The sequence below is a fragment of the Capnocytophaga sp. oral taxon 323 genome (genome assembly GCF_001278825.1).
GTDB classification, from domain to species: domain Bacteria; phylum Bacteroidota; class Bacteroidia; order Flavobacteriales; family Flavobacteriaceae; genus Capnocytophaga; species Capnocytophaga ochracea.
In genome coordinates this window covers 1,814,375-1,831,052 of sequence record NZ_CP012589.1, presented here as the reverse complement: position 1 = coordinate 1,831,052, position 16,678 = coordinate 1,814,375, and the positions used below count along the sequence as shown (strand labels likewise).

Annotated in this window: 10 protein-coding genes; all 10 read left to right on the top strand. The window is 44.3% G+C overall.

Annotated features, from left to right (window positions below; translation table 11 throughout):
• Positions 1-53 precede the first annotated feature (53 nt).
• The 10 genes from AM608_RS07895 (at position 54) to AM608_RS07850 (ending at position 16,677) form a co-directional block, all read left to right on the top strand.
• Positions 54-728: an L-2-amino-thiazoline-4-carboxylic acid hydrolase gene (locus AM608_RS07895; RefSeq protein WP_053581350.1), complete on the top strand. Its 675-nt coding sequence runs from the start codon at positions 54-56 to the stop codon at positions 726-728.
• Positions 725-1,252: a Crp/Fnr family transcriptional regulator gene (locus tag AM608_RS07890; RefSeq protein WP_015782158.1), complete on the top strand. Its 528-nt coding sequence runs from the start codon at positions 725-727 to the stop codon at positions 1,250-1,252. The genes AM608_RS07895 and AM608_RS07890 overlap by 4 nt, the downstream gene beginning before the upstream one ends.
• Positions 1,253-1,743: 491 nt before the next feature.
• On the top strand, positions 1,744-4,782 hold the full coding sequence (locus AM608_RS07885) for a TonB-dependent receptor (RefSeq protein WP_053581349.1): 3,039 nt from the start codon (positions 1,744-1,746) through the stop codon (positions 4,780-4,782).
• Between the two features lie 120 nt (positions 4,783-4,902).
• Complete coding sequence (locus AM608_RS07880) at positions 4,903-6,387, top strand: RagB/SusD family nutrient uptake outer membrane protein (RefSeq protein ID WP_053581348.1); 1,485 nt, start codon at positions 4,903-4,905, stop codon at positions 6,385-6,387.
• A 137-nt stretch (positions 6,388-6,524) separates the two neighbouring features.
• Entirely contained in the window at positions 6,525-7,961 is a 1,437-nt protein-coding gene (locus AM608_RS07875) for a SusF/SusE family outer membrane protein (RefSeq protein ID WP_053581854.1), read from the top strand.
• Between the two features lie 190 nt (positions 7,962-8,151).
• Complete coding sequence (locus tag AM608_RS07870; protein ID WP_053581347.1) at positions 8,152-9,891, top strand: glycoside hydrolase family 66 protein; 1,740 nt, start codon at positions 8,152-8,154, stop codon at positions 9,889-9,891.
• A 67-nt stretch (positions 9,892-9,958) separates the two neighbouring features.
• Positions 9,959-12,145: a glycoside hydrolase family 97 protein gene (locus AM608_RS07865; protein WP_053581346.1), complete on the top strand. Its 2,187-nt coding sequence runs from the start codon at positions 9,959-9,961 to the stop codon at positions 12,143-12,145.
• Positions 12,146-12,426: 281 nt separating this feature from the next.
• Positions 12,427-14,043, top strand: a complete 1,617-nt coding sequence (locus tag AM608_RS07860; RefSeq protein WP_053581345.1) for a DUF6377 domain-containing protein — start codon at positions 12,427-12,429, stop codon at positions 14,041-14,043.
• A gap of 93 nt (positions 14,044-14,136) precedes the next feature.
• Positions 14,137-15,198, top strand: a complete 1,062-nt coding sequence (galE, locus tag AM608_RS07855) for a UDP-glucose 4-epimerase GalE (RefSeq protein WP_053581344.1) — start codon at positions 14,137-14,139, stop codon at positions 15,196-15,198.
• Between the two features lie 732 nt (positions 15,199-15,930).
• The gene (locus AM608_RS07850) at positions 15,931-16,677 is read left to right on the top strand and encodes an MgtC/SapB family protein (RefSeq protein WP_053581343.1); all 747 of its coding nucleotides are present in this window, start codon (positions 15,931-15,933) and stop codon (positions 16,675-16,677) included.
• The last annotated feature ends 1 nt before the right edge of the window (position 16,678 follow it).

Genomic DNA, 16,678 nt, shown 5'->3' with positions numbered 1-16,678 from the left:
AACTTTTTTGTGTATTGCTATGCGTAATTTTGCATTTATAAAACAAATGTAAAATGAACCAAGAAGAACAATACAGTTTTAGTCCGCTGGACAGCTATCAGTGGATAAAGAAAGAGGCTTTTGCTTATATAAAAGCCCAACAATGGATAGATGAAGCGTTGTTTGAAGACTTTTTAAACACTTTTGAAGATTATTTTAAGCACTCATTACAAAAAGTATCTCATCTTATCAAGAATGAGTTGGACGAAGGGAATGTGCAATTTGCGGTTTTAGTAGTAGCTTTGTATGAAGCTTTTGTGAAGATAGGCAAGGACGGAAAAGAGGCTTTCAAATGTGTGTGTCTTGCTATCAATGAGCCGATAGCTCCTTTTATGGAGCAGAATACTGAGGCTTTCTTAACAGCTTCGGAGTACCCTTTTAAGGCGATCGTGGAGATATCAAAAGCACGAGAAGCGTATTATTTTGGCAAGAGTTTTGGCTTTGAACGCCTTATAGACGATGATTACGGTTATGTATTGCAAATTAAAAAGTGTTTGTTTCACGAAGTACTAAAAGCTCTTGAACATACTTTTTTGCAGAGAATTATATGCCAAGTAGACTGCGGTTGGATAAAAGGCATTAAAACAGAACTACACAACTTACATTTTGCACGACCCACTACTTTTGCTACGGGCAATACCTGCCAAATGTGGTTTATAAAAGAAGAAAAAACAGAAGATATACAATGACCCTAAACCTCGATTTCCTCAGTCAGTATTTTACCGAAGTACATTTCGATAAAGATGCCCTCATCACCCGTGCAGGCGATGTGGAGCACTCGCTCTATTACCTCAGCGAGGGCATCGTGCGCTTCTTTTATTACAACCCCACAACCGACAAGGAAACGACGGTGGATATTCTCTTTGCTGAGCAGTTTTTTATGTCGTATGCCTCGTTTGTAAAGCGTGAACCTTCCCTCTTCTCTATTCAAGCACTCAAAGAGGTTACTGCCTATAAAATAGGGCGTGAACACCTTGAACACCTCATAGAGCAGCAAGAGTACCTACAAATAAAAGCTGATATTTTGGAACATCTGCTCATTGAAAAGATGCAACGAGAAGCGCAGTTTTTATTGCAATCACCCGAAGAGATTTACTGCAATCTATTAGAGAAAGACCCTAAACTTATCCAGAATATCCCGCTGAAATATATTGCTTCTTATATTGGCATTACCCCCCAAGCGCTGAGCAGGATTAGGAAAAGAATATTTTAATGGTTAATTATCGTTATTTTATTTTTGTAAAGTATAGCATTACTAAGTTATTTTGGCTTTGTGTGCTGTAGGAGAACTTGGTGTTATTATCTGAAAAGACAAACGGCAAGTCTACTTAGTTTTGAGAATTGGTAACGTTATAATATTTGACACCCTCTTTTGCCTAGTAAAATGAATAAAGTTGTGGCAAGGAGCGCCGAAAAAATAAGTTTTCTCATAGAATTGTTATTTTAATGCGCCACACACACATAACAAATTATCCTTTGTCAAATGTTCTTTGTTAATTACTTTTACATTCTTTCTATATTTTTCGTTACCACTTTCTTTTTATTTTGTTGTTTATCAAACAGCTACATTTTTACTTATCTATATTTTCACTATCCAATGTTTTTAGTATATCTTTAACGTTTTATCTTTGCGCCAGAATCAGGTATTAGGGGATAGGTGTCAGGTGTCAGGCACAAACTCTTACCTCTTAACTTTTAACTAAAATGAAAGGAAAACAAAGAACTTTATTAAACAGTATTGGCAAGCTCGCCTTGCTACTACTTTTTAGCTTGCTTTCTACCGCCCTTTCTGCTCAAAATAAAAAGATTAGCGGAAAGGTAATCGATGAAAAACACCAGCCTGTGCTGGGGGCATCAGTAGTGGTGAAAGGCACTACCAAGGGTACTACTACCGATTTCGATGGGAATTTCACGATAGATGTACCTGCTAAAGCCACGCTATCGGTTTCGTTTATAGGGTATCACACCCAAAATGTAGCGGTAGGCAACCAAAACCAACTCACTATCGTGCTCAAAGAAGAACAAGAGCAGTTAGACGAGGTAGTGGTGGTAGGTTATGGTACTGTCCGCAAGAAAGACCTTACGGGAGCGGTTACTTCGGTGTCTAACAAAGCCCTCAAAGAGAAACCTATTGCCAACGCAGGGGAAGCGCTCCAAGGGCGTGCTGCTGGGGTGCAAGTAACCTCAGCGGGAAAACCTGGTGACAATGTGTCTTTTCGCATTCGCGGTATCAGTACAATTAACAATAGCGAACCGCTACTGGTTATCGATGGGGTACCTACCGACCTCGGTATCAACGCGCTCAACGTAGATGATATAGAAAATATCGACGTACTAAAAGATGCTTCGGCAACTGCCATTTACGGTTCTCGTGGTGCTAATGGGGTGGTGCTTATCACTACCAAAAAAGGAAAAAATGGCGACGGAAAACTGTCGTTCAGCACCAATGTAGCCCTTCAACAAGCTACCAACTTACCCGTGATGCTCAACGCCCGCGAGTTTGCTTCTTTTCACAACGAAATGATTGCCAACTACAACCGCACCCCTGGGGTAAGTCCGCTTACACAACGCCCTGATTTCGCCAATCCTGAGGACTGGGGTGAAGGCACCAATTGGCTCAAAGCGCTCTTCCGTCCTGCTTTTATGCGCAACTATTCGCTTTCATACTCAGGCGGTAACGACAAGAGCAATTACTACGTATCAGGAGGTGTGTTCGACCAAGATGGGATTATCCTCAACACTTCTTACCGCCGTTATACAGTGCAGTTCAACGGCGAGTCGCGCGTAAAACCGTGGATTAAGTTTGGCAACAACCTCACCCTCAGCCACGACGAAAAGAAATCGGGCGACTACAACATCCGTATGGCGATGGCTTCTTTGCCTACACAACCTATTTACAATGAAGACGGTAGTTACTCAGGTCCTGATTCGCCTGCCCATCAGTACAGCGATATCCGCAACGTGATAGGTACTGCCCTTATCAACGGACAAAACACTACCAAAGGCTATAACATTTTGGGGAATATCTTTGCCGAAATTACCCCTGTGAAACATTTGGTATTCAAAACTACTGGAGGTCTTGATTTTAAATATTGGGACAACCGCAGTTTCTCTCCTAAGTACAACTGGAAACCAATACCTAATCCGCTCTCTAATCTCTACCAAGATGCTAATAAGAGTACTACCCTCCTATGGGATAACACACTCACTTATACCAATACTTTTGCCCAAAAGCACTTCCTCAATGTGATGGTGGGCACCAGTACACAAAACAACGTGTATAGCAAAATCAATGCGAGTGTGAGCAACTTCTTGAGCGACCAGCAAAACCAACTCAGCAAAGGCTTGGAAAACCCTACAGTAGGTGGCACAATGAACGATTGGGCTATCCTCTCCTTCATCGGGCGACTCAACTATACCTATGCCGATAAGTACTTGCTCACTGCTACCGTGCGTCGCGATGGTTCTTCGCGTTTCTCCAAAGAAAACCGCTGGGGTACTTTCCCTTCATTCTCTTTGGCGTGGCGCGCTTCAAACGAGTCTTTCTTTCCTAAAAACGACTATGTAAACGATGTGAAATTGCGCGTGGGTTACGGTATGACTGGTAACCAAGGCGGTATCGATAACTATGCTTATTTCACCAAATTGCGCACAGGGCAATATGTGTTCAACAACAATTTAGTTTCTACCCTCTATCCTCACGTGATGCCTAACCCTAATGTGAAATGGGAAACCGTAGAGCAATTCAACGGGGGTATTGACCTCGCGCTACTCAAAAACCGCTTGAACCTCACTTTCGATGCCTATATCAAAAACACCAGCGATATGTTGGTGCCAATGGCGGTATCAGTAAGCTCTGGCTATTCGGATATTGCAGTACCGAGCATCAACGCCGGTAAAGTGGAAAACAAAGGGGTAGAACTCACAGTATCATCAGTGAATGTGAATAAAAAAGATTTCCAATGGAATACTGATGTAAACGTATCGTTCAACCGCAACAAAATCGTGAAGATGAACGATGGTGTGCCTTTGTTCACTGGTTTCGAGGCGTTCCTCACCAAATTGCAAATCCTCTCCGAGGGTCATCCTGTAAACGCTTTCTATGGCTATGTAATGAACGGACTTTTCCAAAACCAAAGCGAGGTAGACAACTATGCTACCCAAGTCGAAAATGGTACCGCCCCTGGTGATGTGAAGTTCCGCGACCTCAACAACGACGGGGTCATCAATGCCGAAGACCGTACTTATATCGGCAATCCGTTCCCTGAATGGACGTTCTCTATGAACAACAATTTCAACTACAAAAACATTGATTTACAAATATTTTTACAAGGCGTAGCAGGCAACGATATCTACAATGCCAACCGTATATGGCAAGAGGGAATGTCGGTACCACAAAACCAAATTGCCAAAGTAAAAGACCGTTGGACTGGCGAAGGCACTAGCAATAGCATTCCGCGTGCTATCTATGGCGACCCCAACCAAAATGCGCGTCACTCTACCCGCTTTGTAGAAGATGGTTCGTATTTGCGTATCAAGAACGTAACTTTGGGGTATACACTTCCTAAAGAGGTTACTCAAAAATTCCATACCGATATGTTGCGCATATATCTGTCTTGCCAAAATCTCTATACTTTCACCAAATACAGCGGTATGGATCCCGAAGTAGGCACTGGTGGCGTTGATGGCGGTACTTACCCTGTAACCCGCACAGTTAGCTTTGGATTAAACGTGCAGTTTTAGGTGTCAGGTGTCAGGTAATAAAATATAACACAATTATAAACAAAAAAATTACCCCTATGCAGCCTTTGTGGCTTGCCCCCTCTCCCAAGGAGAGGGGAACGGGGGAGAGGAATTAATATTATGAAAAAGATATTATACATCACCCTATTGGCATTTCCGCTCTTCACGGCTTGCTCTAAGTTTTTGGACAAGACCCCTTATGAAGATTCAAGTGCTGAAAACATAAGCGATGCGGCATCGGCAATTGCCCTTACCAATTCGGCTTATAAACCCTTGCAACGCTCTAACCTCTACAATATGCGCCTCTGGACGCTCGACATCGTAGCAGGTAATAGCATCGTAGGCGCTGGAGGTGGTAACGACGGACTCGAAACCATCACTCTTTCCAACTTCAACGCAACTGCCGATAACCCTTTGGCGCTCGAAATATGGCGCGGTTGTAACCCTGGTATTCTCTATTGCAATACGGCTCTAAAAGCTTTGCTTTCTGCTAATATCCCTGAGGATATCAAAAACCGCTGTATCGGTGAAGCCAAATTCCTCCGCGCGCACTACTATTTCCTTTTGGTGCAACTCTTTGGCGATGTGCCTCTTCAGCTCGACCCTAAAGAGAGTTTGACTAACAAAACGCCTTTCCGCCAAAGCAAAATGAAGATATACAACGAGGTGATTATCCCCGACCTCAGAGAAGCTTTCAACCTATTGCCTACACGCGAGCAATATAGCAATGCCGATAAAGGTCGCGCTACCAAAGGGGCTGCTGCGGGTATGCTCGCCAAAGTATACCTCACTTTAAGTAGATATAGCGAAGCTCTTGAAATGTGCAATGCTGTCGAAAACCTCGGCTATACCCTCAATCCTGATTATTCCGATTGTTTTGGCGCTGCCGAACACAACAAAAACACTGCCGAGTCTATCTTTGAAATTCAGTATTACGGACTTACCAAAGATGATTTCTGGGGCGAAGAAAACCAAGCCTCTTGGCTCAGTACTTTTATGGGTCCCCGCAACAGCGGTTGGGTAGGGGGTGCTTATGGGTGGAATCAGCCTACACAGGAGTTTGTAGACCAATACGAGGCTGGCGACCTCCGCAAAGATAAGACGATTCTCTACGAGGGTTGCCCTAATTTTGAAGGGAATGCGTACCGCGCTTCAATGTCTAACACAGGGTATAACGTGCGCAAGTTTTTAGTGCCACTAAGTCAGTCTCCCGACTTCAATACCAACCCTGCCAACTTTGTAGCGCTCCGTTTTGCCGATGTGCTCCTAATGAAAGCGGAAGCTCTCAACGAATTGGGTCGCACCACCGAAGCTGAAGTGCCTTTGTACAAAGTGCGCACCCGTGCTGGGCTTACCCATCGCGCCGATATAGAGAACCTCACCCAAGCGCAAATGCGTGAGAAAATACGCCACGAACGCCGTATAGAACTCGCTTTTGAAGGGCATCGCTGGTTTGATATGATTCGCTGGGACAACGGTCAGTATGCACTCAATTTCTTGCACTCCATAGGCAAAACCAACGCCCGCGAGAAACACCTGCTTTTGCCCGTCCCTCAAAAAGACCGCGACGCCAACCCTAACCTTACCCAAAACCCAGGTTGGTAAGTGCGAGCCGCACGGGCAATTAAAACAAATTACTTAATTAACAAATAAAAACAATTTCACCCTTGTCGCTTTTGCGGTTTCCCTCCCCCTCGCCTTCGGAGAGGGGGAGAACGGAGGGGGTGAGGACACAAACTAATATGAAACCATACTATCTAATATTAACCCTCTTACTGCTCCTTACGGGCTGTAAAAAAGAGGACTATATGGAACTCTTCAAAGAGGGAAAACCCTTTGAATTGAAGGCTCCTAAAGAAAACGTAGCCTTAGATGCTGCCAACCCCGAACAAGAAGCGATCATGTTCACTTGGACGGCGGCTTCCAATCGCGGCACTAATGCCGCTATCACCTATACTTTCCAAATGGATGTGCAAGGCAACAACTTTGCGGGAGGTATCAGCGAGAATGTAGGTCGTGAAGCCTATGAGAGAGTGTATAAAAACGAGGAACTCAACAACCTCTTGCTCAATACTTTCAAGGTTGCGGCAGACACCGAAGTTACGATGGAAGTACGCATCATTGCCCAAGTAGCCTCTGGCGAGGGAATGAAACAACATACCAATGTAAAGACTGTCGTTTTCAAAACACATACCCCTATCAGCAATACGTTGTATATCATCGGTAGTGCTGCTCCTCACGGTTGGAGTGCCGATCAAGCCGAAGAGATGAAACCTGTTGAGGGTACTCCTAAAGCCTTTGCGTGGTCAGGACGATTGTCCGCTGGCGAAATCAAGTTCATCACTACCAAAGGTCAGTTTATACCATCGTATGGCAAAGGCAGTAATAATAGCGAATTGCACTTCCGCAAAACCGATGCTGATACAAGCGATGAGAAATTTGCGATTGCCGAAAGTGGTGTCTATACCGTAAAAGTGAACCTCATCAACCTCACCATAAGCATCACCAAAGGCGAAGCGCCTGAATATACCGAGTTGTGGTTCGTAGGTGAACCTACCGGTTGGAGCTTCAAGAAAATGACTGTAGACCCTACCGACCCATTTGTGTTCCACTACAACGCCGATTTAGGCAACGGAGGTGAGTTCAAAATAGGCACTAAAGAAGGTGATTGGTCAGCAGTATTTTTCCGTCCGAAAGAAAATAATACTGCTGAGGGTAGCGACCTCCCCGTGAAGAAATGGGCAGGCGACCCCGATAACAAATGGAAAATTTCAGCAGGTACTTACAAGATTACGCTCAACACTCGTACAATGAAGATTGACATTGTGCCTTTCACCCCTTATGCAGGAATGTATATGATTGGTAGCGCTACCGATGCTGGTTGGGATATCAACAATCCTATCGCAATGACTGTCGATAGTGGCAATCCTAATGTCTTTACGTGGGAAGGCGACTTGAAAGCGGGCGAACTCAAATTCTCTTGCGACAAGAAAAGCGATTGGGGTGGCGACTGGTTCTTGGCTGCTAAAGCTGATAAAGCACCCGCTGGTGTGGAAGAACCGATGATTTTCAGCGCCCACGGCTCTAACCCCGATAACAAGTGGAAAATCACTGAAGCAGGCAGCTACAAAATCACCCTCAACCAACTTACCCAAAAGGTGATAATCAAAAAGCAGTAAGTTGAAAAGTCTCCACATACCCAGCTGTGTGCACTCGCTGGCTTCCCCCAAGGGGAGGGAGTTTAAGAGAGTTCAAGAACAAAACATCTTTATACGTGTTAAACAACCCTCCTTTCCGTTCGCATCTGCGGATTGCCCCTCTCTCCTTGGGAGAGAGGGAACGGGAGAGAGGAATAATTATTAATTGAAAATGAAAGTTTTATATACTTTATTCTTCGCCACTACGCTCAGCCTCTTCTCTTGCGAGAAGAACGACACACCGAGCAATAACCCTATTACTTATGGCGAAACTTATTTGAAAATAGATATCAGCACCGATAAGGCGGTCTATACCCCTGGTAGCACAGTGCGCTTCTCCTTGGCGAGTATGCCCTCTGGCTCCTACAAAGTACGCTACTCTTACTTAGGAGAAGTTATTAAAGAAGAACCTCTTACCAGCGCCTCTTGGCAATGGGTAACCCCTGCCGATGACTATCGAGGTTATTTGGTGGAAATCTACCAAGAAGCTGGCGGTAAACAAAATACTTACGGCAGTATCGCTGTGGATGTCTCTTCCGATTGGACAAAATTCCCCCGCTATGGCTTCTTGTCCTCTTACGGCAAAAACGAGCCTATCGAGAAGAATATCGACTTTATGAATCGCTGTCACATCAATGGTATTCAGTTCTACGACTGGATGTACGACCACCACAAACCGCTGGCTGGCACTCCTCAAAACCCTGCTAATGAGTGGCCAGACCTCTTCAAACGTCCCACTTTTCTTTCTACTGTACGTGGCTATATCAGCGCTGCTCATAGCAAGGGTATGAAAGCGATGTTCTACAATTTGGCTTTTGGGGCGCTCAAAAATGCGGAAGCCGATGGTGTGTCTAAAGAGTGGTTTCTCTACAAAGACAACCAGCACAAAGAGAAAGATGCGCACGTGTTAGGCGACTTTGCCCGCAGTAGTATCTATCTCACTAACCCTGGCAATGCGCACTGGCAAAACTACTTAGCAGGGCGTAACAGCGATGTCTATGCCGTTTTTGGTTTCGATGGCTATCATATCGACCAACTCGGGGGACGTGGCACGGTGTACGATTACAATGGCAATAGTGTAGACCTCTTGCCTCAATACGCTTCGTTTATCAATGCGATGAAAAGCGCACACCCCGATAAACGCCTTGTGATGAACGCGGTAGGGCAATACGGTCAAACCGAAATTGCAGGTACCAATAAAGTGGATTTTCTTTATACCGAAGTATGGGACGAAAAAACCTACGACCAATTGGCAAAAATTATCCTCGACAACTACAATCGTAGCAATAAACAACTTAAAACGGTATTGGCTGCCTATATGGATTACGAAAAATCTAAGAATGCAGGTTTTGTAAACGAACCTGGTGTATTGCTCACCAATGCTGTGATTTTTGCCTTCGGAGGGGCTCATTTAGAGATAGGCGAACACTACCTCGCCAATGAGTATTTCCCTAACAAAAACCTTCAAATGAAAGCCGACCTCAAAAAAGCGCTCATCACCTACTACGATTTCTTGGTAGCTTACCAAAACCTCTTGCGCGACGGCGGTAGCTATACCTCAGTACAAGTAACTGCCGAAAATGCAACCATAGCGGCTTGGCCTGCTGCGAAGGATAAAGTGGCGGCTCTCACCAAAACCGTGAACGGCAAGGATATAGTGCACCTCATCAATTTCAACGGGGTAACCTCTATGGACTGGCGTGATATCAATGGTACTCAAAAGAAACCTACCACAGTAACCGACCTTAAAACTACCGTTGCTGTAACTGCACAACCCAAAAAAGTGTGGTTCGCTACCCCCGACCTCTTTGGCGGTGCTCCTCGTGCCGTAGAATTTACCTATAACAACAACCAAATCACCTTCACCCTCCCCTCCCTCAGCTATTGGGATATGGTGGTGATAGAGTATTAATGAAAAAATTAGCAGATTAGCAAATGAGAAAATTTGCTAATTTGCTAATTAATAAATTTGCTAATTTATGAGATTTCTTACTTTCATAACAATAACTATCCTCTCCTGTGCTACAGCAGTAGCACAGGAGTTATTTTCGCCTAACAAAGCGCTGAAACTCTCTTTTTCGCTCAACGCGGAAGGCACTCCTGTCTATTCGCTTTTTTACAAGGGAAAAGAAGTAGTTAAACCGAGTAGATTAGGTATTGAACTATTTAGCTCCAATGAAGTGAAATTTGGCGCCGAAATCACCAAAAAAGAGGGGGCAAACACCTCTCTCTACCATAACTTTGAAGTGGTGAATACCCAAAATACAACCGTTGATGAAACTTGGCAACCCGTATGGGGCGAAAGCCAAAACATTCGCAACCACTACAACGAGCTATTGGTGAGCCTCAAACAGAAGGACACCAACCGAGAGATGAACCTGCGTTTTAGATTGTTTGATGACGGCTTAGGGTTCCGCTATGAGTTCCCCGAACAAAAACAAATGCCTTACTTTGTGATTAAAGAAGAACGCACCGAGTTTGCAATGACGGGTGATCACCAAGCGTGGTGGATACCAGGGGATTATGATACCCAAGAGTACGACTATCAGCAATCACGCCTCTCCGAAATACGCGCTATCAACCAAAAAGGGCGTCAGGCAAATTTAGCACAAACAGGCTTTTCAGATACGGGCGTACAAACCGCTTTGATGCTCAAAACTGACGATGGTTTGTACATCAACCTGCACGAAGCTACTTTGGTGAACTACGGGGCGATGCACCTCAACCTCAACGACAAGACCTTTGTGTTCCAATCGTGGATTACCCCCGATGCTAACGGCGCCAAAGGTTATATGCAAACCCCTGCCCAAACACCTTGGCGTACAGTAATTGTAAGCGATGATGCCCGCGATATTTTAGCTTCCGATATCACCCTCAACCTCAACGAACCTTGTGCTTTGGCTGATACCTCTTGGATTCACCCAATGAAGTACGTAGGAGTATGGTGGGAAATGATTACCGGTATGAAAGAATGGTCGTATACTTACGATGTACCCAGTGTGCATATCGGTAAAACCGATTACACCACCCTCAAACCCCACGGCAAGCACGGGGCTACTACCGAGAACGTGAAGAAATATATCGACTTTGCCGCTGAAAATGGTTTTGATGGTGTACTGGTAGAAGGTTGGAACATCGGGTGGGAAGATTGGTTTGGACATTCCAAAGATTTGGTATTCGACTTCCAAACGCCTTACCCTGATTTTGATATCGAAGCTATTCACCAATACGCCAAAAGCAAGGGAATTAAGATGATTATGCACCACGAAACCTCCTCGTCTATCCGCAACTACGAGCGTTTTATGGATAAAGCCTATCAGCTGATGAACAAATACGAATACCCCGCCGTAAAAAGCGGTTATGTAGGGAATATCATTCCGCGAGGCGAAAACCATTACAGTCAGTGGGTGAACAATCACTACCTTTATGCTATTAAAAAAGCCGCCGACTACCGCATTATGCTGAATGCGCACGAGGCAGTGCGCCCTACGGGTTTGTGTCGTACCTATCCTAACCTCATAGGCAACGAGTCGGCGCGCGGAGGCGAGTACCAAGCCTTTGGCGGTAGCAAGCCCAATCACGTGTGTGTGTTGCCCTTCACCCGACTCATTGGCGGACCTATGGACTATACCCCTGGCGTGTTTGAAATGGACATCAGCAAGAACAACCCCAACAACCATTCACACTGCAATGCCACTTTGGCAAACCAATTGGCATTGTACGTAACGATGAGCAGTCCGCTGCAAATGGCTTCCGACCTTCCAGAGAACTACCGCCGTTTTTCCGATGCTTTTCAGTTTATCAAAGAGGTTGCCCTCAATTGGAGCGAAAGCCACTATTTAGAAGCCGAACCAGGGGCTTATATCACTGTGGCACGCAAAGCCAAAGGCACTCGCAATTGGTTTATAGGCAATACTGCCGGCAAGGATTTTACTTCCAAGATTCATTTCAGTTTCTTAGAGCCCAAAACTACTTATGTAGCCACTATCTATGCCGATGCCAAAGATGCCAACTATCAAACCAATCCGCAAGCCTATACCATTCAAAAAGTATTGGTGACCAACAAGAGCAAGCTCACCCTGCACTCAGTAGCAGGAGGGGGTTATGCCATTAGTTTGTACCCCCTCACCGATAAGGCACAAGCCAAAGGATTAAAAAAACGATAGCAATTACAGTAATAATAGTGAAATAGAAATCTGTCCGAAAAGTTTTGTTTTGTGAGGGCGATTTGCAAATCGCCCCTACAATGTAACTAAAAGCAATTGATTATCATAATCAACTTTGCCAAAGGTGTGAGCCACACAGGCAAAAACTTTGACAAAGTATAGTGATGCAAATGTGATTTTGAGACTTTTCGGACAATCTATTTATTTTTTGTAACCACCAAAACAAATTTGCTAATTTGCTAATTTTTCTTACTTTTGCCTCTGAAAATTAATGTTTGAAAATGAAGTACAAAAGCCTTATCATAACCCTCCTACTACTCCCCTACTGTGCTTTGGCTCAAATGGGGCAAAATCAAAAGCTCATTCACAACCTCACTGCACTTATCAAACAGAAAGATAACTACACCCAGCAAAAAGAACGCAAAATAAAGGAAGCTATCGACTTGTTACGAGTGCCCAAAGCCTCTGCTGAACAACGCTATGCTATCAATCAACGCCTCTTCGACGAGTTTAAAACTTATATATCCGACTCGGCAGTGTACTACGTGAAAGAGAATATCCGCATCGCTGAAGAACTCCAAAAACCCGACCTCCAAAACGATTCCCGCCTTTCCCTTGCCTCTCTCTACATCATTTCGGGCAACTACTTAGATGCTGCCGACCTGCTCAGGGCTATTGATAAAGAGCAACTGCAAAAACCTCAGCTCATTCAGTACTACAACTGCTACCTCAACCTCTACAACAACTACGCTTTCAACAACCCCGATGCCAAAACCTATATCGCCAAAAGCAATGCCTATCGCGACCTCCTCCTCAATTTAGTCGATAAGAATTCCACTCACTATATCCTTCTCTATGCCGGTGTGCTTACCGATGCCGGCAGGTATGACGAAGCCGAAAAACTCCTTCTCGACCGCTTTGCCCTAATGCACACCGATGAACACGAAAAAGCCGTATTAGGCTATGTGCTCGGCACGCTCTACAAAAAGAAAAAGAATGTCCCTAAACAAATAGAATACTTTGCTATTTCGGCGAGTTGCGACATCAAAGATGCTATTAAAGAAAACGCCTCGATGCTCGAACTTGCCTCAGCGCTCTTTCAATTAGGCGAAGTAGAAAACGCTTACACTTGCATCAAATCGGCGATGGAAGACGCTACTTTTTGTAACGCTCAACTGCGTTCCGATGAGGTGATGAAGATTTTCCCTATCATCGAAAAAGCCTATCAGGAACGCATTCACAGTCAGAATACCAAACTGCGCAACGCCTTGCTGTTAGTAGGGTTGTTTGCCATTTTCCTCATCATTGCCGTAGTATTGGTTACCCGCCAAATGAAGCGCATTGCCAAAATACGCAAGGAACTCTACCACAAAAACCAAGATTTAGAGCAACTCAACGAACACCTGCGCGAGGTAGTAACCCAACTGAACGAAAGCAACGAAGTAAAAGAAGCCTATATAGGCGAGTTTTTCAACTTGTGCTCGGTGTACATCAGCAAATTAGAGAAATACCAAAAAATGCTTACCAAAAAGGCAAAAGACCGCAATTGGGACGAACTCAACAAAGTACTCCGCTCTACCGAGATGATAGAGCAAGAGCTGAAAGAGTTCTACAAGCTGTTCGACGATATTTTCTTGCATCTATTCCCCCACTTTATCACTGAGTTCAACGCTCTATTAGCCGAAGACGAGCGTTTTGCCCCCAAACCTCACGAAATGACCCCCGAGTTGCGCATCTTTGCCCTTATCCGCTTAGGCATCACCGATAGCTCTAAAATAGCCACTTTCTTACATTATTCCACCAATACCATCTACAACTACCGCACCCGCGTGCGCAATAAAGCTATCGTACCGAGAGAAACTTTTGAAGAAAAAGTAATGAAAATAGGCAAGAAATAACACAAAAAGTAAGCTACTTTATTGCTAATCATTTCTTTTTTTGTACCTTTGTGGCGATAAAATAAAAACAACCAAATACAATTAGTATAAAGAATGAAAAAAATAGTAGTAACTGGCGGGTTGGGCTTTATTGGCTCTCATACCGTTGTAGAATTACAAAACGCAGGCTTTGATGTGGTTATCATTGATAACCTTTCCAACGCCCAAGAAAATGTAAAAGACCACATTGCGAAAATTACAGGTAAAATGCCCGTATTCGAGAAATTCGACCTGCGTAATAAAGCTGATGTACAAGATTTCTTCAAGCGTCATCGCGATGTGCAAGGGGTGATTCACTTTGCTGCCTCTAAAGCGGTAGGTGAGAGCGTGGAGAAACCACTTTTGTATTACGAAAATAACCTTACCAGCCTTGTATACCTCTTGCAAGAACTGAGCAAGTTACCCAAAGCACACTTCATTTTCAGTTCGTCTTGCACCGTGTACGGTCAGGCAGATGAGTTGCCTATCACTGAGAATGCTCCTGTGAAAAAAGCCGAATCACCTTATGGTAACACCAAACAAATCAGTGAGGAGATTATCAGCGATACTTGCAAGGTTACTCCTTCGCTCAATGCGATTGCCTTGCGCTACTTTAACCCCATTGGGGCACACCCTTCGGCTGAAATAGGCGAACTACCCTTAGGCGTACCTCAGAACTTAGTGCCTTATATCGCCCAAACGGCTATAGGTTTGCGTGAGAAACTCTCGGTTTTCGGTGGCGACTACCCTACCCCCGATGGCACTTGCATTCGCGATTATATTCACGTAGTGGATTTGGCGAAAGCTCACGTGATTGCGCTTCAACGTTTGTTAGAAAGCAAGAATACTGAAAACTATGAAGTTTTCAATATAGGAACTGGTAAAGGTAGTACTGTTTTGGAAGTAATCCAAAGCTTTGAACGCGTATCGGGCAAGAAATTGAACTACCAAATTGTAGGACGTCGTGCTGGTGATATCACCGCTGCTTATGCTAACACTGATAAGGCTAACAACGTACTCGGTTGGAAAGCCCAAAGCACTTTGGACGATGCGATGCGCTCGGCTTGGCAATGGGAACAGAAAGTGCGAGGTAGGTCGGTGCGAGCCGCACAGGCAGGAGAAAAATTAGCAAATTAGGGAATTAGGTGTGAGCCACACGGGCAGTCGTAACACGACAGGTAGTAATGGAGTTCTCGGACGATTTGGTCTTGTCGGACAGAAGTAAGACGAGATAGAAGGCTTTATTGGGAAGAGTTAAGGAGATAGAAAGATATCGGAGAGATTCGGAAGAGGTGATTCAGGGAAAAAGTAAAAAATGAGCTATAAGATGGGTGGGGTTAGCTTATAGAGAGCTTATAGGAAGCTTATACGAATCTTGGACGATTGGTATAGGAAGGGTATATAAGTAGTTGATTCATACTGTGATACGACAAGGGTAAAAATGTTAAAAACGGGGTTTCGAGGCGAAAGAAAGAGGAATAGGCACTAGGCCTTAGGCCATAGGCACTAGGGGATAACATCTCTTTATTCACTTACTTGGCTATCGTGAACAACCTTTTAAAGGGGAATGTGGTGACGGGAAGGTAGTACGAACCACATAGGCAGGTATGAGGTTGTAGCACGACGGGCGATTTATTACCATTAACTTTGCCAAAGTTTGAAACTTTGGCAAAGTGTTATGACGCATAGGCACTAGGGGATAACATCTCTTTATTCACTTACTTAGCTATCGCGGACAACCTTTTAAAAGGGGAATGTGGTGAAGGGGCAAAGATAAAAAAGTTAATAACAATTTTTGGATTAAGAAAGGGAAGGGACTGACTGAGGAAACTCAGATAGTCCCTTTACCGCTCATTATATGATTAGATTATGAACGAGCTTTTAAACGATTTTTCTAATACACACTTCATAGGAGAACTCTCCCTTGGGGTAGTGTGCTTCCGCTTGCTTTTAGCAATAGTCTTTGGCGGATTGGTAGGCTTCGAACGTGAACGCAAGCACAAGCCCGCTGGCTTTCGCACGTATATACTCGTGTGCTTTGGCTCTGCGGTAGTTTCGATGATTCAAGACCAATTACGCATTAGTCTTATTGACTTTAACGCACATTTTCCTGAACTGGCAGCTCTTTTCAAAAGCGATTTAGGGCGTTTGGGTGCGCAGGTAATTAGCGGGATAGGCTTTTTGGGGGCTGGTAGCATTATTAAAGAACGCGGAGAAAGTATTGCGGGAATGACTACCGCAGCGGGTATCTGGGCTACGGGTTGCGTAGGCTTGGGTATTGGCTGGGGTTTTTACAATATCGCTGTGGTGGCTATTACTTTTATGCTTATCATTATGATATTTCTCAAAAGAGTGGAATCACAGCTCATTAAGAGAAATTTTGTAGGAGTTTTTCAGGTTACTTATGAGGAAGAAGAACTAAATGTGGCTGAAACTATAGAAATCTGCTCGGCTATTTTCCGACGCAAGTCAATGAGTATAACAAAAGTAGAAAAGGACGTCGAAAATCACACGCTTACCTTTACGATTGCTACCGCTGATGTTTTGAGTATAGGCAGTGTGGTGAGTTTGCTTTCGGCTAAAGAAGGGATTGCGGCAGTTTCGCAAATACAGTAAG